Origin of the sequence: Bradyrhizobium rifense (assembly GCF_008123425.1) — a bacterium.
In the GTDB taxonomy this organism is placed as follows: Bacteria; Pseudomonadota; Alphaproteobacteria; order Rhizobiales; family Xanthobacteraceae; genus Bradyrhizobium; species Bradyrhizobium rifense.
Genome location: NZ_VSSS01000059.1, coordinates 45,853 through 63,939, shown reverse-complemented (window position 1 = coordinate 63,939; position 18,087 = coordinate 45,853). Strand labels below are relative to the sequence as shown.

Here is an 18,087-nt window from a genome sequence, read left to right as displayed (position 1 = left end):
ATGGACGCGATTAACCAGCCTTTGCTTGTGGTGCGCGACCTCTCGGTGGCCTTCCACCAGGGCGGCAACACGACGCTTGCGGTCGACAAGGTCTCGTTCCAGATCAAGCGCGGCGAATGCGTCGCACTGGTCGGCGAGTCCGGCTCGGGCAAATCGGTCAGCGCGCTCTCGATCCTGAAACTGCTGCCCTATCCCAGCGCTTCGCACCCCTCGGGCAGTATCCGCTTCAAGGGCCAGGAGCTGATCGACCAGTCCGAGCAGCAGATGCGGGAGATCCGCGGCAGCGACATCTCCATCATCTTCCAGGAGCCGATGACGTCGCTCAATCCGCTGCACACGATCGAGGCGCAAATCGGCGAGATCATCCAGCTGCACAATCCGACCAGCAACGCGCAGGCGCGCAAACGGACGCTCGAGCTGCTGACGCAGGTCGGCATTCCCGAGCCGGAGACGCGACTGAACAGCTATCCGCACCAGCTCTCCGGCGGCCAGCGCCAGCGCGTGATGATCGCGATGGCGCTCGCCAACGAGCCGGATTTGCTGATTGCGGACGAGCCGACCACGGCGCTCGACGTCACGGTGCAGGCGCAGATCCTGACACTGCTCGCCGAAATCCGTTCGCGGCTCGGCATGAGCCTGCTTTTCATCACCCACGATCTCGGCATCGTGCGCCGCATCGCCGACACCGTCTGTGTCATGAAAGGGGGCGTGATCGTCGAGCAGGGGCCGGTCGAGCAGGTCTTCAAGACCCCAAAACATCCCTATACGCGCGATCTGCTCGCGGCCGAGCCGAAGCCGGATCCGGCGCCACCGCAGCCGGATGCGCCTGTGGTGATGTCGGCCGATCATCTCAAGGTGTGGTTTCCGATCAAGCGCGGCCTGATGCGCAAGACGGTGGGCCACATCAAGGCGGTCGATGGCGTCAGCGTTGCCGTGCGCAAAGGCGAGACGCTCGGAGTCGTCGGTGAATCCGGTTCGGGCAAGACCACGCTCGGACTGGCGCTGATGCGGCTGATCTCGTCGAACGGGCGGATCGTGTTCCTTGGAAAGGATATCCAGGGCCTGCGCTTCAAGGAGATGCGGCCCTTCCGGCGCGACATGCAGATCGTGTTCCAGGATCCGTTCGGCTCGCTCAGCCCGCGCATGTCGGTCGCCGACATCATCGCCGAAGGCCTTTCCGTGCATCAGCCAAAGCTGTCGCGCGAGGAGCGGGAGGCGCGCGTCGTCAAGGCACTCGAGGACGTCGGGCTGAAGCCGGACACCCGTTACCGCTACCCGCACGAATTCTCCGGTGGCCAGCGCCAGCGCATCAGCATTGCGCGCGCGGTGGTGCTGGAGCCGGATTTCGTCGTGCTGGACGAGCCGACCAGTGCGCTCGACATGCTCATTCAGGCGCAGATGGTCGATTTGCTACGTGAATTGCAGCGCCGGCGCGATCTCACCTACATGTTCATCTCGCACGATCTGCGCGTCGTCGCCTCGCTCGCAAGCCATCTCATCGTGATGCGCGGCGGCAAGGTGGTCGAGGAAGGTCAGGCGGTCGAGCTGTTCAAGAATCCGAAGACGGATTACACCCGCGCGCTGTTCGCGGCGGCGTTCCGGTTGGAGACGGCGGGCAACGGCTCGGTCGCGACCTGACCCCAGCGTGATCGCGATCACGGCGGCAGCGCAATCGCTGCGGCATCCTGTGCGAGTAGTCGCGGGGCAGTCTCGCGACCGCGACAGGAGCACAGAGATGACATTGACTGGAGTCGACGCGCAGGCGATGCGTGAGCTATCCACGGGCGAACCCGAGCAGGTCGCCGGCGGCGGCGTGTGGAAGTTGGGCCCTCCCGGCTGGATCCCCGAACCGCGCCTGCCGGTGCGGGTCGAGAATGGCCCCGAACTGGGCGGCGGCGGTCTGCTGAAAAATCCGCACTTGCGCCTATTCTGAGGAACGGACGGTGAGATGGGTGGAGCGGGCGATAGTCTTCGCCGCGCCCTACCCATCCTACGCTAGAGTCGCTTGATTGCGACGACTTCGCTTCCGGCAGCCTTGATCCGCGCAATGGCCGGCTCGATCGGCTCGATCACCGTTGCCATGTGATGTGCGTTGGCGTGAACCATCGTGCTGCTATCGCGGACGATGGCGACATGGCCCTTCCAGAAGATCAGATCGCCGCGCAGCAAGCTGCCTCGTTCATGCGGCTCCAGCGCGCGGCCGAGTCCAGTCTGCTGCATGTCGCTGTCGCGCGGGCAGCCGGTGCCGGCTGATGTCAACGAGACCTGGACCAGGCCGGAGCAGTCGATGCCCAAACTGCTCTTGCCGCCCCAGAGATAGGGCGTGCCGACGAAGCGCTCGGCGACCGCAACAAAGTCCGGCTCGCGATGGTCGAGCGGCGCGAGATGGGTCTTCGGCACGAAAGCACCTTCGCGCGTTACGGCAAAACTGCCGTCCTCGCGCGCGATCGCGAGCTTCGATCCCAGCACCAGCAAGTCGACCGGTGGCAGCTTGATCGAGGGGCCGGGGAAGGCAAGTGTCCGCAGCGCGCCGACCTTGTGCGTCGGCGCGGCCGCCGGCTTCATCAGCGTCGCGTCAGGCAGCCAGCCGACATAGCCATCGCCGCCGAGCTGGCCCCAGGCCCAGCCCTCGTCGTTGCGGTCGTAGACCGTGATCCGCTCGCCGCGCAGCGCTTCCGTCATCAGCATCGCGTTCGACGATGGCTGTTCGCGCATCGGCGCGATCGGCGCGACCACCTCGAATTCCTCGCCCGTGACGAAGCGATCGGCTTGCACCTTGCCTTCGAGATATGCCGCGGCGACGTCGCCGCGTGCCGGTGTCAGCCGCGGATCATGCATAGCGCTCGCTCAGCACCTTGTAGATGGCACGGGCGGCCTGGCATTCGCCGCCCTCGGGACGCGCCGGCTTGGCCGACGGCGTCCAGCCATAAATATCCACGTGAAGCCAGCTCGTGGCGTGCTCGACAAAGCGCTGCAGGAACAGCGCGCAGGTGATCGAGCCGGCAAAGCCGCCGGACGGCGCGTTGGTGATGGTGGCGGTCTTGGAGTCCAGCCAGGCATCGTAGGGTGGCCACAGCGGCATGCGCCACAAGGGATCGTTCTCCTTCACCGCGCAGCGCGCGACGTCGGCGGCCAGCGTCTCATCATTGGTGTAAAAGGGCGGTAAATCCGGCCCCAGCGCGACGCGCGCGGCGCCGGTCAGCGTGCCCAGATCGATCAGCAGCTCGGGTTTCTCCTCGTCGGCCAGCGCCAGCGCGTCGGCGAGCACCAGCCGGCCTTCCGCGTCGGTATTGCCGATCTCGACGGTGATGCCCTTGCGGGAGGTGAAGATGTCGAGCGGGCGGAAGGCATTGCCGGAGACGGCGTTCTCGACGGCCGGAATCAGCACGCGCAGGCGCACCTTCAGCTTCGCATCCATCACCATGCGCGCAAGCGCCAGCACGTTGGCGGCGCCGCCCATATCTTTCTTCATGATCAGCATGCCGCTCGACGGCTTCAGATCGAGCCCGCCGGTGTCGAAGCAGACGCCCTTGCCGACCAGCGTCACCTTGGGATGGCTGGAATCGCCCCAGGTGATGTCGATCAGCCGCGGCGCACGGTCCGAGGCCATGCCGACTGCGTGGATCAGTGGAAAGTTCGTTTTGAGATCCTCGCCGATGGTGCAGGCGTAGTTTGCGCCGAACTCGGCGGCGAGCTCTTGCGCGGCCGCGGCCAGCTCCTCCGGCCCCATGTCGTTGGACGGCGTGTTGATGAGGTCGCGTGCCAGCATCGCGGCATCCGCCATGCGATCGATCTCGGCGGGGGCGACGCCGTCAGGCGGTACCAGCCGGACGTCGGGGCTATCAGCCTTGCGGTAACGGGCGAAGCGGTAGCTGCCGAGCGCGAAGGCGAGCGCCGCCAGTCGTGCATCGTGCGGTGCATTGGCAAATCGATAGGTGCCCGGCGGCAGCAGGCCCGGCAATGCGCCCGGCCGGAACGGATCGCGCGATCTGGCGCCGTCGTCCTCGAGGCCAAACAGCACTTGCGCGATTGTTCCGTCGGGCGCGGGCAGTGCGAGATAGCCGCCCGGCTTGGCGGCAAAGGCGCTCGCGGTGGCGAACTGGCGTTGCGCCGGCGGCAGCGTCTCGCGCACGGCATCCCAGCTCGATTTGGTAACGAAGGTGATCGGGGTGGCAGTCGTGGACGTCTCGAAGACGGAAGGCATTGGCGGGTCCGCAAGGTCATTCGGTTGGAGGAGACTTCGCAGAGTTTTGCGGTGGCTGCAATCGGCATTGCGGTCACCGCCCAGTGAGCCGCTACTCGCAGAGAAGCAGCCATGCTAGGTTCCGGCAGCGGTTGCCAGATTGCGCAGAGAACGCCGGTGACCGAAGACGAAGCGTGCCGGGAGGAATTGCAATGGAAGTTGTGTGGGGCGTGATCACATTCATCGGCCAGGCCATCGAGGCCGTCTTTGGCTATGTCGAGCATCACCACTGGGTCTTCGCGTTCCTCGCTGGCGGCTACGTCTTCTATCTCCATGACCGATCGATCCATGCGCGGTTCGATGCGCTCGACAAACGCATTGACGAGATCCGCAAGCGTCTCGCCATCGAATATTGATCGGGCCAGCGAAACCATCTGCCGATTGCGCGCGTATGTGGTTTGAGAACTGCCGTTCACGAGCGGGTTGCCGCAGGGCTTTACTAGCGCTGCGGTTGTGGCATTATTGATGAATATTTTTAGGTTGTGTCACGCGCGACTGCACGTATCGAGCGCAGGAGCGCCGCTTGAATCTCGGTTGATGCCGATCCGGGTTGATATCTGACTGCACTCTTCGTCGAAGGCATTTCCCTCAATCGTTTGGGCGACGCAGCATTCGCAATGAGCGGCGCAACATGGATAGATCGTTTGTCATTGCGCAGATATCCGACCTTCATCTGGACGGGTCAGGCCGGCTGCTTGCGACGATCGAGGCCCTTGCCGAGGCGCTGCGCGAGCGGATGGCGGACTTTTCGGATGTGACCGACCGCATCCTGCTAATCACAGGCGATCTCGTGAACGACCCGACACCGCGTGCGCTCGACGAAGCGCTCGCGGTCATCGCGTCCCTCCGGCAGACCGGCCTGTTCACCGACATCCAGGCGGTTGCCGGCAATCACGACGTCAAGCGTCCCAGTCAGCGCGGCGGCCGGCACGACGCCTACGACTATCTGCACCTGCCACGCACCTCGAAGAGCGTCTATTATCGCCAGGGCGGTCTCGATCTGGTGCTGCTCGACTCCAACAGGGCGAGCCTGACGATACTCACCAGCGGCAACATCGATGAGCAGGCCTACAATGCAATGGTCGCGCAATCGGCCCGGCTGAGCGTCGAGCTCGCGGGCAGCATGGGCTCGTCGGGACGCGCCGATTATTCCGAGCCTGCGGAAAATCTGGTGCGCGTGCTGGCGTTGCATCATCATCCGCTGCCGCAGGCGACCGGCGAGGGCAAGCGGTTTCTCGGGGTTCCGGACGAGCCGCTGATGTATCTCGCCGCGCCCGCGACCTTTCTCGAAGCCGCCACCTCGCTGAACGTCAGTCTGATCCTGCACGGGCACCGGCATGTCGAGGGGCTCACGCGCTATTCGATCCCCGACCCGCGTGCACCCCGGAGCGGCGGAGAGGATTTCTGGCGCACGATCTATGTGCTCTCCTGTCCGTCCTCCACCGGGCAGGGCGGCGACGACGCCGGCTTCAACATCATCCATTTCGGTGCGGCGTCCGACGCCGAGCGGCCCGAGTACCGCTTCGCGATCGCGCGCTATTCGCGGCCGCGCAACGATGGCGCCTTCAGGCCGCTCGATTCGAATCTGCCGGATGGCGTCGTCAGGCTTCCTGTGGGGCGAGATCTGTCCCGCGATCCCGCTGTCCAGTCCGTGATCGAGATCGCCTCATGCGCATCGTTGAAGCGGGATCAGGTCCTGGCACTGGCGCGTCGGCTATTGTCACGCCGCGCCTTCTACGATGACGGCGGGCAGGACTGGGCGGACATTCTCTACACCTACCTCGTCACTTCTCATGCCTGGGCGGATCTCTCCGGCAGGTTCGCGAAGTCGGCACAGGCGCCCGACCTCGCGGCGCTGGCAGACGTGAAGAGGCTGCTCCGTCAGTTGATCGGACAATCTGCCGACACGCTCGGCATCGATCGCGCCGCGCTCGACGAGCTCCGCGCCGACCGCCTGGTCAATCGTGACGGCTTTTCGCGCCGGTGGCCGACGCTGCCGCGCCAGGCTGCCGACACCGAGGGGAGGACGCAGCAGCGGCTGCAATTGCTGCGGGACCTGAACGACCAGATGAAGCTGCTCGGCCTGGATCTGGGCCTGGGCGGCGGTCCGCCGCGTTAACCGGCCATTAGGGTTAACAGTCTATTGCTGGTGCGTTCGGCTCGATCAATCGGCTCGAGAGTCAAAGCGTCATGCGTCAATGGTTCCGTCCTGCACGGCTTCTTGCCTCTGCCTCGCTGATCGCGCTGGCGGCCGCGAGCCTCGGCGGCTGCACGGCAATGTCAAAACTCTCCGATGTTACCGGCTCGATCGGTCCGAAGGCGGAAGCCGCCCCGGCCGATCCTGCGCGCACCATCGAGACCTATAGCGAGCGCTACCGCGCCAACCCCAAGGATCCCGACGTGGCGCTGGCCTATGGCCAGGCCCTGCGTGCCAACGGCCAGCGCGCCCAGGCCGCCGCCGTGCTCGAACAGGCGACCATCGCCAATCCCGGCAACAAGCAGCTGCTTGCCCAATACGGCCGCGCGCTCGCCGACAACGGCAATTTCCAGCAGGCCTTCGACGTGCTGTCGAAGGCGCATTCCCCTGACAATCCGGACTGGCGTCTGCTCTCGGTGCAGGGCACGGCACTCGACCAGATGGGCCGTCACGAAGAGGCGCGCAGTTATTATGCGAGCGCGCTGAAGATTGTGCCGGGCGATCCTGGCGTGCTCTCCAATCTCGGCCTGTCCTACATGCTGTCGCGGGACCTGCCCAAGGCGGAAGAGGCGCTGCGGGAGGCCTATGCTTCACCGCGTGCGAACTCCCGGGTACGGCAGAATCTCGGTCTGGTGGTCGGCCTCCAGGGCCGCTTCACTGAAGCCGAGACCATCGTGAAGGCGGACCTGCCGCCGGACCAGGCCGCGGCCAACGTCGCGTATCTCAAGGAAATGTTGAACCGCAACGATGGCCCGCGCGGTGCGCCGAAGCGGACGCCGGTTGCTTCGCTCAGCCAGCCCGACTGATCAGGCCCGATCTTCCGATCCTGGAATTGGCTGCGGACCGCATGCGGTCCGCAATCTCCGGCGTCAGTGCAGCTCGGAGATCTTGATGCCGGTCGGTCCGAGAATGACGACGAACAGCACGGGCAGGAAGAACACGATCATCGGCACCGTCAGCTTCGGCGGCAGTGCGGCGGCCTTCTTCTCGGCTTCGTTCATGCGCATGTCGCGGTTTTCCTGCGCCATGACGCGCAGGGATTGGCCGAGCGGGGTGCCGTAGCGTTCCGCCTGCTGAAGCGCAAGACACACCGACTTGACGCCTTCGAGCCCGGTGCGCCTTGCCAGGTTTTCGTACGCGACCTTGCGGTCCTGCAAATAGGACAGCTCGGCGGTGGTCAGGGTGAACTCCTCCGACAGCGCGATCGACTGTCCAACGATTTCGGTCGCCACTTTCCGGAACGCCATTTCCACCGACATGCCGGATTCGATACAGATCAGCAGCAGGTCGAGCGCATCGGGAAAGGCGCGCTTGATCGAGAGCTGGCGCTTGGAGATCGCGTTCTTCAGGAACAGCATCGGGGCCTGGAGACCGCCATAGGCGGCGCCGACGCACATGCCGATCTTGATCGGCATCGACTTCTCCATATGGGCGATCAGGAACACGTAGATGACCGAGCCGACGAACAGCACGAGCGGCGCCACCATGCGGGCGAACAGGAATGTCACGTAAGGCGCCTGGCCGCGATAGCCCGCCATGATCAGCTTGTCGCGCGCTGCTTCCTGCGCCAGCCATTTGGTGAGGTTGAAGTCCTCGACGACCCTGGAGACGAGCTGCTTCGGCGTCTGGCGCAGCGAGACCTTCTCGCTCTTGTTGAGGCGTTCGCGCTCGCGCTGCCGGATCCGTTCGCGTTCGCTCGCCACCGCCTTCATGCGCTTGGAGAGGCCTTCGCCGGCAAACAGCGGCATCACCAGCGTATAGACCGTGGCGCTGGCGGCGATGGCCGCCAGCAGCATGGTCATGAAGTGCGGATCATGCAGTTTCGTAACGAGGAAGTCGACCATACGGCACCATCAGAAATCGAAGTTGATCATCTTCTTCATCACCATGATGCCGACCGACATCCAGACGAGGCAGCCGACCAGCATGAGCTGGCCGGTGGGATGGGTCCACAGCAGCGAGATGTAGCCGGGCGTCGTGAGATAGACGAGGAACATCACGATCGGCGGTAGCGAGCCGATGATGCCGGCCGAGGCCTTGGCCTCCATCGACATCGCCTGGATCTTTTCCTTCATCTTCTTGCGGTCGCGCAGCACCTTGGAGAGGTTGCCCAGCGCTTCGGAGAGGTTACCGCCCGACTTCTGCTGGATCGACACCACGATGCCGAAGAAATTGGCCTCCGGCAGCGGCATACGATCGTAGAGACGGGTACAGGCCTCGCCGAGCGGCATGCCGATCGCCTGCGTCTCGATGATCGCAAGGAACTCGCTGCGCAGCGGCTCCGGCGCGTCGGCCGCGACGACCTTGATGGATTCGAACAGCGGCAGGCCGGCCTTGATGCCGCGGACGATGACGTCGACGGCGTCGGGCAGCGCCGCCAGGAACTTATTTTCGCGGCGCTTCTTCAGGAAGCCCAGTGTCCAGCGCGGCAGGCCGAAGCCGCCGGCAAAGGCAAGACCGACCGCGCCGATCAGGCCGCCGCCACCGAACAGCGCGCCGAAGAAAAATACGCCTGCCACGACGGCGGATGCGATCCAGAATTTCTGCGGCGTCCAGTCGAGCCCCGCTTGTGAAATGCGGACATGGAGCGGAACGCTCTTTTCCCGCGCCCGCCTCGCCTCAAGATCTTTGAGCGAGGTCTCGACCTGCTCGCGGCGCGAGCGCTGGCTCTTTTCAGCCTGCTTGGCCGCGGGCGCATCGGAGCGCCCGATCGAAGCCCGGCGGCTCTCGGCCTTCCGTTCGCCTGACAGCAGCGGATAGAGGAAGACCCAGGCGATGCCGCCGACGGCGGCGGTGGCGAGGAAGGCGAGGGCGAGGACCTGCATGTTCATGGCTGTACCGACCTGCTCACGTGTTCGGTGCCACTTCCGCGGCGTCGAGCGCGGCGCCAAGGCGTTTCTCTTCGCCGTAGTAGCGGGCGCGCTCCCAGAATTTCGGGCGGCCGATACCGGTCGAGCGGTGCTTGCCGATGATCTTGCCGTTGGCGTCCTCGCCGACCAGGTCGTAGAGGAAGATGTCCTGAGTGATGATGGTATCGCCTTCCATGCCCATCACCTCGGTGATGTGGGTGATGCGGCGCGAACCGTCGCGCAGGCGCGCGGCCTGGACGATGACGTCGATCGAAGCGCAGATCATTTCGCGAATTGTTCGCGAAGGAAGGGAAAAGCCGCCCATCGTGATCATGGATTCGCAGCGTGACAGCGCTTCGCGCGGATTGTTGGCGTGCAGCGTTCCCATCGAGCCGTCATGGCCGGTGTTCATGGCCTGGAGGAGGTCGAAGGCCTCCGGACCGCGGACTTCGCCGACGATGATTCGTTCAGGACGCATACGCAGACAGTTGCGCACCAGCTCGCGCATGGTGACCTGGCCTTCGCCCTCGATGTTGGGCGGCCGGGTTTCGAGCCGCACCACGTGGGGCTGCTGGAGCTGGAGTTCGGCGGCGTCTTCGCAGGTGATGACGCGCTCGTCGTGCTCGATGTAGTTGGTCAGACAGTTGAGCAGCGTGGTCTTGCCCGAGCCGGTACCGCCGGAGATCAGCACGTTGCAGCGGACACGTCCGATGATCTGGAGGATTTCCGCGCCTTCCGGCGAGATCGCGCCGAACTTGACCAGCTGATCCAGCGTCAGCTTGTCCTTTTTGAACTTACGAATGGTGAGCGCGGGGCCGTCGATCGCCAGCGGCGGCACGATGGCGTTGACGCGGGAGCCGTCGGCAAGGCGCGCGTCGCAGATCGGCGAGGATTCGTCGACGCGCCGGCCGACCTGGCTGACGATGCGTTGGCAGATATTGAGGAGCTGCTGGTTGTCGCGAAAGCGGATGCCGGTTTTCTGGATCTTGCCGCTGACTTCGATGAAGACGGTGCCGGCGCCGTTCACCATGATGTCGGCGATATCGTCGCGAGCCAGCAGCGGCTCGAGCGGACCATAGCCGAGCACGTCGTTACAGATGTCGTCGAGCAGCTCTTCCTGCTCGGCGATCGACATCACGATGTTCTTGATCGCGATGATCTCGTTGACGATGTCGCGGATTTCCTCGCGCGCGGACTCGGAATCGAGCTTGGCGAGCTGGGCGAGGTCGATGGCCTCGATCAGCGCGCCGAAGATGGTCGCCTTGACCTCGTAATAATTGTCCGAGCGGCGGCTTTCCATGGCCGGCGCGGGCCGGGCAGGGGCGAGCGGCGGCGAGGCGACGGCCGGCGGGGGCGGCGCGCGCGACACCGTCGGCGCCGGAGCCTGGGCGGGCTCTGGCGACACGGCGCCGGGCTTGGGAGCCCGAAGGTCGGTGTCTGTTCCGCTACGCTTACCGAACACTTAACAACTCCATGGGGCGGCCTATTTTCCCCGCAACTTATCAATCAGCGGTGAAAGCAAGGACGACTTTTGTTTCTTCGTCTCGCTGCGGCCGGTCAGGCGCTGGGCGATCTGGAGGAACATCTCGATCGACTTGTGGTTGGCGGAGATCTCCGCGATCATCTGGCCGTTGTTGGCGGCCGCCCCGAAGATCTGAGGCTCGAACGGGATCGCGACGACCGGCTGGCTCTCGATCGCCTTGGCGAATTCGGCCGCCGCGATCTCCGGCCGCTTGGGAACGCCGACCTGGTTCAGGCAGTACAGCGGCGGGCGGTCGTTGGGACGCGCTGCCTTCAGGAGATCGAACAGGTTCTTGGTGTTGCGCAGGTTGGCCAGGTCCGGCGCCGCCACGATCAGGATGTCGTCGGCGCCGATCAAGGCGCGCTTGGTCCAGCCCGACCATTGATGCGGGATGTCGAGCACGATGCAGGGCATGGTCGCGCGCAGCGTGTCGAACACCGAGTCGAAGGCGTCGATGCCGAAATCATAGACCCGGTCGAGCGTGGCCGGCGCCGCCAGCAGGCTGAGGTGGTCGGTGCATTTCGACAGCAGGCGGTCGATGAAGGCGGTATCGACGCGATCGGGCGAGAACACGGCATCCGCGATGCCCTGTGGCGGGTCCTGGTTGTAGTCGAGCCCCGCGGTACCGAAGGCGAGGTCGAGATCGGCGACCACGGCGTCCATCGCGAGGTCCCGCGCGATCGCCCAGGCGACGTTGTGGGAGATGGTAGAGGCGCCGACGCCGCCTTTGGCGCCGACCACGGCAATGATGCGGCCGACCGCCTTGGCTTCCGGTGCCGAGAACAGGTTGCAGATCGAGCGCACGACGTCGATCGCACCAACCGGCGCGAGCACGTAGTCGCTGACGCCGCGGCGCACCAGCTCGCGATAGAGCATGACGTCGTTGATGCGGCCGATTACGACCACCCGGGTGCCGGCGTCGCAGACCGTGGCAAGCTGGTCGAGCCCGGCCAGCAAATCGTTGCGGGCGTCGCTCTCGAGCACGATCACATTGGGAGTGGGAGCAGACCGATAAGCTTCGATCGCAGCCGCCATGCCGCCCATCTGGATCTTCAGATGGGCCTTGCCGAGACGGCGATCCTCGCCGGCCGATTGCACGGCGGCCGCAGTCTCCACGGTCTCGCAGAAGGCCTGAACCGAGACGCGCGGCGCGGGCGCAATATGCTCGTCGACCGGCGCAGGGGCTTCCGGCTGCTCGTCTTGAGTCTGGCGCGCGTAGTTGATCATTTGCCGGTGTCGCTGAGTTTGGCCTTGTCGGCCTCGGGATAGGCAACTGCCGTCGGAGTTCCCTTGCGATACTTCTCGAAGGCGGCCGTGCGGCGCGCCGTGTAGGCCGGAGTTTCAGACCGCGGCTGCTCGAGGTCCGACGGATTGTCGACCATGGCCGCCATATTGCGCTGATAGGCGCAGCCGAAATTGTAGTAGTCCTTGTTCTCGAACCAGCTCTTGTTCTTCATCGAGGGGCCGAGATCCTCCGGCCACAGGCCGCAGGGGCCCGCGACCGCGGCGATCTTGGAATAGGTCAGCCGGATCGGCGGCAGGAAGCGTTTGTCTTCCGGCTGGTAGGGACGGGAGATGATGCCGCGCGGGGGAACGCCCGCCGCCGCCAGCATAGCCTGAATCTCGTGCATCGATTCCGCCACCGGACGCGCATTCGGCGTTCCTGACGGCACGTCGATGTGGATGGCGCCGGTGCCCTCGTGCATCCAGGCCGAGGCCACGCCCATCACGTCGGCGCGCTGGGCTGCGGTCAGGCCGCCGCGGGCGTGACCGACGAACACGACGATCGAACGGTTCTGTTCCTCGATCGCGATCGGATGCCGCTGCTTGTAATCGTCGGGAATGGAAGCGATGGCCACCTCGTCGTGCTGGCAGCCGCCGAGCGCGAGCGCGATACCGACGAGCGCACCACCGAGGCCGGCGGCGCGGTAGCGGGTCTGGGGTCGTGCTGTGATCATACTATGTCCCCGTTCCGCCATCAGTCCGTGATGAAGCCGTAGGTGCCGCGGTAGTTCTTTGCCGGCTCGGTCCGGCCCGGCACGCCATAGATGCGATTGATGTTGCCGATCAGTTCGGCCTGCGGATCCGCTGGCGCCGCGAAGCCGTCATCCGGCCGCGACAGGTCCTTGGGTGCCGCTGCGCGAACGACATAGGGCGTCACGATCACGACCAGCTCGGTCGTGTTGTTGACGAAGTCGCGGCTGCGGAACAGCGTGCCGAGGATCGGGAGCTGCATGAGCCCCGGCATTCCGCTGATCGCCTGCTTGGTCTGCTGCTGGATCAGGCCGGCCATCGCCATCGCGCCGCCGGAGGGAATTTCCAGCGAGGTCTCGGCGCGGCGGGTCTTGATCGACGGCACCGTCAGCGAGTTGACCGAGGTCGAGGTCACGGCCTGCGACAGCGTGATCGCATTTTCGTTCGACAGTTCCGAGACCTCGGTCATCACATGCAGGCTGATCTTGCCCTCGGTCAGCACCACGGGGGTGAAGTTGAGCGAGATGCCGAACTTCTTGAAGCTGATCTGGGTGGTACAGACATGCGTGGTGGGATCGCAGGCATAGCCTGCCGGCACCGGGAATTCGCCGCCGGCGATGAAGGTCGCGGACTCGCCGGAGATCGCGGTCAGGTTCGGTTCGGCCAGCGTCCGGATCACACCTGCGGTTTCCATCGCGCGCAGGGTGGCCTGTACCGACGGCGTTGCGCCGAACTTGGTGGTCAGAGCGTTGTTGTCTACGAGATTTTTACCAAGCGCCGTGAACGGGTTGGAGTTGGAAAAGCTCACCACCGAGGTGCCGTAGTTCAGGTTCGCGGTGAGGTCGATGCCGAGCTGCTTGATGACGGTGCGCGCGACTTCGGCGACCGTTACCTTCAGCATCACCTGGTCGCGGCCGCGAACCACGATCGAGTTCACCACCTTTTCGGGGCCGCCGGCGAGGCGTGCGGCGAGGTCGTTGGCCTGCTGCGCTTCGAGCGGGTTGGCCGCAGTCCCGGTCAGGACGACGCCGTCGCCGAGACCGTCGATCTGGATGTCGGCATTGGGCAGGATCTGCTTCAGCGCCGCACGCGCGCCGTTGAGGTCGCGCTTGACCGCGATGTCATAGGCGGCGATCTGCTGGCCGGCGGAATCGAAGAACACGATGTTGGTCTGGCCGACCGTGGCGCCGATGATGTAGGCGCGCTGCGACGAGCGGACCACCGCGTTGGCGATCTTGGGGTCGGCAACCAACACATCCTTGATGTCGCGCGGCAGGTCGATCACGATCGACTTGCCGACGCCTAGCGAGAGGAAGCGCGCATTCATCTGGCCGTCGGCTGCAACCGTCGCCGCAGGACGGTAATCTGCTGCGATCACCGGCGTCAGCGTGGGATTGAGCGTCAGCGCGAGAGCGGCCGAGAACGACAGGGCGCGAACCATCGAGGTCCGCATCGTCGCCAGATCTGCCCTGCATTTCATATCGACTGTCCTCATCGTGCCTTCGCCGCCTGGGTCGGAATGCCGTAGCGGATGATCGAAACGCCATCGCGCTTCTGCGCGGATTCATCGAGCGTGATCTCGCTCATCTTGACGTCGGCAATGCTGCGCAGCGCGAGCGACAGCGTTCCAGCCTGGCGGGACGAGGAAAGCAGCTGGGTTTGTGCGGAATTGAGTTCCAGCGTCACGGTCTTGCCGACCACCGCGTTCTGGCCGTCCTTCTCCTTCGGCGCCTGGTCGATGGCGAGCACGCGGACATTGACCAGAATGACCTCGGACGTGACGATATCCTGGGCGCCGGCGGTCTGGTCCGGGTTCTTGAGGCGGCGCGTCAGCAGCACATCGACGCGATCGTTCGGCAGGATGAAGCCGCCCGCGCCGGTCTCCGGCGAGATTTCGGTGGAGATGGCGCGCATGCCGCTCGGCAGGATCGCAGCCATGAAGCCGGACCCGTCAGCTTTGACCAGCTTCTGGTCGCGGATCGGCTCACCCTGAATGAAGGGGGCGCGCGCAATCGAGCCGGTGACCTGGGTCGCGCCGTCGGGGCGCTCGCTGCGGCGGATGAAGGCGGCGCTGGCGGTCGCGGTCGGCCAGGTCTGCCACTGCACGTCTTCCGGCTTTACGGTCTGCCCGAGGCCGATGTCGTTCTTGGCGACCAGCACGTCGGTGGTGGGAAGCTGCGCGACCGGAGCCGCTGGAGGCGGCGCAGAGTCCGAGCCGCTCGCCAGATACGCGGCGATGCCGCCGGCGCAGATGGCGACCGTCAGGACGACTATGCGTGCCCTATTCATACGCTTCACTTTCCACAGAACGCCGCGACGCTTCCGCCGCCGTAATCGGCAGTTGACCAGCTATTCGTCAAAGCATGGTTAATGAGGCGTATCTAAATCGGCTTAACGCCGGGTTTATCCGGAGCGTTCAGCGCAGTGCGAGGTGCGCGAGGTCGATCGCTTTCACCCATTCGGTCTCGGGGTAGACCATCAACGCGCCAAGGGCGAGCGCGATGCCGTAGGGAATACCGGTCTGCTTGTCGTGGAGCCGCGCGAGCCAGGCCTGGCCGGCAAGCCCGTAAGGCAACGGCCATTGCCGGAACTGGAGCAGGAGCAGCGTCAGCGCGCCGCCGAACAGCGAAGCGTAGAGCAGGAAGTCCATCAATGGACCGAAGCCGAACCAGAGCGCCACGGAAGCTGCGACCTTGGCGTCGCCGCCGCCCATCCAGCCCATCGCAAAGCACGTGAAAGCCACGACGAGGAGCAGCGCGCCGGCGCCGACATGGCTCAGCATCTCGTAAGGTGCCATGCCACCGGCAAAGGCGAGCACGAAGAAACCTGCCACCAGCGCCAGCGAGACGCGGTTCGAGATCGTCATGGTGAATAGATCGCTGGCGGCTGCGAACGCCATCAAGGCCGGGAAGAGCAGAAGGCGCGCGAGGTCGAGGATCATGGGCTGCGTCTTGAGGCCTGGGTCTGTCGCCCGGGTCGGGGCGTCGGCGCATGCTAGGGGGCAGTGCTAAACAAACCGACAACAGCAGCAGTCTCGGAGTCGGCCATCCGGCGCCAGAAGGCTCACCACATGCTGGCGATGCGCATCGCGAGCGTGACCACGGCGAGCAGCAGAGCAAGGCAGACCCAATAGGCCGACGCCTCGCTGCGCGCCGTGTCCGCCTCGTTCGCCGCAACCGCGGCATCGGTTCTGTGCTTACGCAACGCCACTGGAACTCGCACTGTCCAAAAAAACAAAGGCCCCGGAGGTCCGGGGCTTTTGCCATCGTCTGCCGGTCGGCTTACTTCAGCGAGGAGCTGATCGAGCCGAACTTGGCGTTCAGCGTGGTGCCGAGGCTGTTGACGACGGTGATGATGGCCAGCGCGATGCCGGCGGCGATCAGACCGTATTCGATGGCGGTGGCGCCGGATTCATCCTTCGCGAAACGCGCAATCAGGTTCATCATGAACTAAACTCCATCTGGGTGAGGTCGCCTCGATCGGCGCTGTCTTGACACGACGACCATGTGATCCGAGCTCTTTCGGTAGAGTTAATTCGATCGGTCAAACCCGCGCCTCGCGCGATGCTTTTGGCCAGAGTGAATTTCGCCTTAAGGCGGTCGTCTCGATTCGTTTCAGTTCCGAACGCGCCGTCAACTTCATCGTCCCTTAAATTTCGCGGAGTAGGCGTAAGAGAGATCAGCAGACTGGAACAGAAGCGATGATGTCGAGCCTACCCATGCAAGTCGCCCTGATGCTCGGCGAGACCATCGAGAAGGTGATCCCCGTCACTCTCATGCTCGCGGTGGTTTTCACCGTGCTCGAACACTTCTGGGCCTGCAATGCCGGTCTGGCGTGGTGGCGCAAGCGCGAGATCGCGACCGACATCTGCTACTGGTTCTTCGTTCCGGTGTTCGCCCGCACCATGCGGATCGGACTCCTGATCGTCACCGCTGGCGTCGTCTTCAACATCCACGACGCCGACGAGCTGATCGCCTTCTACGACAATGGCCACGGCCCGCTGTCGCAGTTGCCGCTCTGGGTGCAGGGCGTGCTGTTCCTGGTCCTGGCCGACTTCATGCTGTACTGGCTGCACCGGCTGTTTCACGGCGGCGGGTTCTGGAAATATCATGCGATCCATCACTCCTCGGAGGAGATCAGCTGGATCTCGGCGGCCCGCTTCCATCCGGTCAATCTGATGCTCGGCACCATCGGCGTCGACGTCGTGCTGCTGATGGCCGGCATTTCGCCGAACGTGATGATCTGGGTCGGCCCGTTCACGACCTTCCATTCGGCTTTCGTGCACGCCAATTTGAACTGGACCTTCGGGCCATTCAGATATGTGCTGGCGACGCCGGTGTTCCACCGCTGGCACCACACCTCGCTCGAGGAGGGCGGCGACACCAATTTTGCCGGCACCTTCCCGATCTGGGACGTGCTGTTCGGGACCTTCCGCATGCCGAAGGGCGAGCTGCCGCAGGACTACGGCAAGGATGAAGCGACGATGCCGAAGGAGATCGGCGGCCAGCTTGCTTATCCGTTCCGCCAATAGGACTGCGTCCGGCGCCGGGGCGACAAAACGCCAGTCCGTTCAAACAATACTTGCCGAGTTTGCGGAACGTTCACGAATTACAGGCAGGTTAACCGGGTCGGGCGCCGGCTCCGCTTCCTGATCAATTCTGCCGGTTTGTGACGTCCCGGGGTAAGAGTATGCGTAAAGAGTTCCTGCGCCGTCATGCGCGCATCTGTCTTCTGGCTGCGGCTGCCGTGCTGGCTTCGCCGGCCATAGGCCTTGCCGAGCCAACCGCCGATACCATCGCGGTCAATGTCGACCAGGCCAAGCTCGTGCGGCTGCCCGGCAAGGTGGCAACGATCGTGGTCGGGAATCCCCTGATCGCCGACGTGACGCTGCAGCCCGGCGGAATGATCGTCGTGACCGGCAAGGGTTACGGCGCCACCAACTTCATCGCGCTCGACCGCGGCGGCGAGATCCTGGTCGATCGGCAGATCCAGGTCGAAGGCCCGAGCGACCGTCTCGTCACCGTCTATCGCGGGGTCGAGCGGGAGTCCTATAGCTGCCTGCCGATCTGCCAGCGCCGCGTCACGCTCGGCGACAGCGACGGTTACTTCAGCGCCACGATGAGTCAGGCCGGGACGCTGAGCGGCAACGCCAGCGGCAGCGGTGCTGCGGCTGCCAAGACGAACTAGCGAGATCAGCCGAGAGGTCGACGGGCGGGACCATCCGGTCCCGCGCGACGCTGTCGTGTCGCCGGGTTTTTCTGTTCTCCGCGCGTCCGCGGGCCGGCGTGGTTAACCCGATCTT

19 protein-coding genes are annotated in these 18,087 nt (G+C 64.7%); 7 read left to right on the top strand and 12 right to left on the bottom strand.

What is annotated here, in order from left to right:
• Nucleotides 1–1,638 carry an ABC transporter ATP-binding protein gene (locus FXB40_RS34990; RefSeq protein ID WP_187437356.1) on the top strand — a complete coding sequence of 546 codons (1,638 nt, stop codon included), beginning with the start codon at nt 1–3 and terminating at the stop codon, nt 1,636–1,638.
• A gap of 97 nt (nt 1,639–1,735) precedes the next feature.
• Nucleotides 1,736–1,933 (top strand): hypothetical protein, encoded by a 198-nt coding sequence (locus FXB40_RS34985; RefSeq protein ID WP_148776837.1) that lies wholly within the window; start codon nt 1,736–1,738, stop codon nt 1,931–1,933.
• Between the two features lie 62 nt (nt 1,934–1,995).
• Here FXB40_RS34985 and FXB40_RS34980 read toward each other — a convergent pair whose 3' ends face one another.
• Together FXB40_RS34980 and FXB40_RS34975 are read right to left on the bottom strand one after the other, a co-directional pair.
• Nucleotides 1,996–2,838 (bottom strand): C40 family peptidase, encoded by an 843-nt coding sequence (locus FXB40_RS34980; RefSeq protein WP_148776836.1) that lies wholly within the window; start codon nt 2,836–2,838, stop codon nt 1,996–1,998.
• Nucleotides 2,831–4,204: a leucyl aminopeptidase family protein gene (locus FXB40_RS34975; protein WP_148776835.1), complete on the bottom strand. Its 1,374-nt coding sequence runs from the start codon at nt 4,202–4,204 to the stop codon at nt 2,831–2,833. Before FXB40_RS34975 ends, FXB40_RS34980 begins: the two co-directional genes overlap by 8 nt.
• A 191-nt stretch (nt 4,205–4,395) precedes the next feature.
• Here FXB40_RS34975 and FXB40_RS34970 point away from each other — a divergent pair, with 191 nt between their 5' ends.
• The 3 genes from FXB40_RS34970 to FXB40_RS34960 all read left to right on the top strand — a co-directional run bounded on the left by FXB40_RS34970 (nt 4,396) and on the right by FXB40_RS34960 (nt 7,246).
• On the top strand, nt 4,396–4,599 hold the full coding sequence (locus tag FXB40_RS34970) for a hypothetical protein (protein WP_148776834.1): 204 nt from the start codon (nt 4,396–4,398) through the stop codon (nt 4,597–4,599).
• Nucleotides 4,600–4,874: 275 nt separating this feature from the next.
• The gene (locus FXB40_RS34965; RefSeq protein ID WP_148776833.1) at nt 4,875–6,362 is read left to right on the top strand and encodes a metallophosphoesterase family protein; all 1,488 of its coding nucleotides are present in this window, start codon (nt 4,875–4,877) and stop codon (nt 6,360–6,362) included.
• A 71-nt stretch (nt 6,363–6,433) separates the two neighbouring features.
• On the top strand, nt 6,434–7,246 hold the full coding sequence (locus FXB40_RS34960; RefSeq protein WP_148776832.1) for a tetratricopeptide repeat protein: 813 nt from the start codon (nt 6,434–6,436) through the stop codon (nt 7,244–7,246).
• 63 nt (nt 7,247–7,309) lie between these two features.
• Here the strand turns inward: FXB40_RS34960 and FXB40_RS34955 are convergent, their stop codons facing one another.
• The 10 genes from FXB40_RS34955 to FXB40_RS34915 all read right to left on the bottom strand — a co-directional run bounded on the left by FXB40_RS34955 (nt 7,310) and on the right by FXB40_RS34915 (nt 16,231).
• The gene (locus FXB40_RS34955; protein WP_148776831.1) at nt 7,310–8,284 is read right to left on the bottom strand and encodes a type II secretion system F family protein; all 975 of its coding nucleotides are present in this window, start codon (nt 8,282–8,284) and stop codon (nt 7,310–7,312) included.
• A 9-nt stretch (nt 8,285–8,293) separates the two neighbouring features.
• Nucleotides 8,294–9,271, bottom strand: a complete 978-nt coding sequence (locus FXB40_RS34950) for a type II secretion system F family protein (protein ID WP_148776830.1) — start codon at nt 9,269–9,271, stop codon at nt 8,294–8,296.
• Nucleotides 9,272–9,287: 16 nt separating this feature from the next.
• Entirely contained in the window at nt 9,288–10,751 is a 1,464-nt protein-coding gene (locus tag FXB40_RS34945) for a TadA family conjugal transfer-associated ATPase (protein WP_148776829.1), read from the bottom strand.
• A 21-nt stretch (nt 10,752–10,772) separates the two neighbouring features.
• Nucleotides 10,773–12,038: a CpaE/TadZ family protein gene (locus FXB40_RS34940; protein ID WP_148776828.1), complete on the bottom strand. Its 1,266-nt coding sequence runs from the start codon at nt 12,036–12,038 to the stop codon at nt 10,773–10,775.
• Complete coding sequence (locus tag FXB40_RS34935) at nt 12,035–12,769, bottom strand: CpaD family pilus assembly protein (protein ID WP_148776827.1); 735 nt, start codon at nt 12,767–12,769, stop codon at nt 12,035–12,037. The genes FXB40_RS34940 and FXB40_RS34935 overlap by 4 nt, the downstream gene beginning before the upstream one ends.
• A 20-nt stretch (nt 12,770–12,789) precedes the next feature.
• The gene (locus FXB40_RS34930) at nt 12,790–14,265 is read right to left on the bottom strand and encodes a type II and III secretion system protein family protein (protein ID WP_187437355.1); all 1,476 of its coding nucleotides are present in this window, start codon (nt 14,263–14,265) and stop codon (nt 12,790–12,792) included.
• An 11-nt stretch (nt 14,266–14,276) separates the two neighbouring features.
• The gene (cpaB, locus tag FXB40_RS34925; RefSeq protein ID WP_187437354.1) at nt 14,277–15,074 is read right to left on the bottom strand and encodes a Flp pilus assembly protein CpaB; all 798 of its coding nucleotides are present in this window, start codon (nt 15,072–15,074) and stop codon (nt 14,277–14,279) included.
• A 127-nt stretch (nt 15,075–15,201) separates the two neighbouring features.
• A complete protein-coding gene (locus FXB40_RS34920; RefSeq protein WP_148776824.1) occupies nt 15,202–15,726 on the bottom strand; it encodes an A24 family peptidase in 525 nt (174 codons plus the stop codon).
• Between the two features lie 122 nt (nt 15,727–15,848).
• Nucleotides 15,849–15,989, bottom strand: a complete 141-nt coding sequence (locus FXB40_RS48295; RefSeq protein WP_187437358.1) for a hypothetical protein — start codon at nt 15,987–15,989, stop codon at nt 15,849–15,851.
• A 77-nt stretch (nt 15,990–16,066) separates the two neighbouring features.
• Entirely contained in the window at nt 16,067–16,231 is a 165-nt protein-coding gene (locus FXB40_RS34915; RefSeq protein ID WP_148776823.1) for a Flp family type IVb pilin, read from the bottom strand.
• Nucleotides 16,232–16,488: 257 nt separating this feature from the next.
• On the opposite strand from FXB40_RS34915, the gene FXB40_RS34910 reads away from it, so the two are divergent.
• Both FXB40_RS34910 and FXB40_RS34905 read left to right on the top strand, forming a co-directional pair.
• Nucleotides 16,489–17,316 carry a sterol desaturase family protein gene (locus FXB40_RS34910; RefSeq protein WP_148776822.1) on the top strand — a complete coding sequence of 276 codons (828 nt, stop codon included), beginning with the start codon at nt 16,489–16,491 and terminating at the stop codon, nt 17,314–17,316.
• Between the two features lie 158 nt (nt 17,317–17,474).
• The gene (locus tag FXB40_RS34905) at nt 17,475–17,972 is read left to right on the top strand and encodes a pilus assembly protein N-terminal domain-containing protein (protein WP_148776821.1); all 498 of its coding nucleotides are present in this window, start codon (nt 17,475–17,477) and stop codon (nt 17,970–17,972) included.
• Nucleotides 17,973–18,087: the final 115 nt, after the last annotated feature.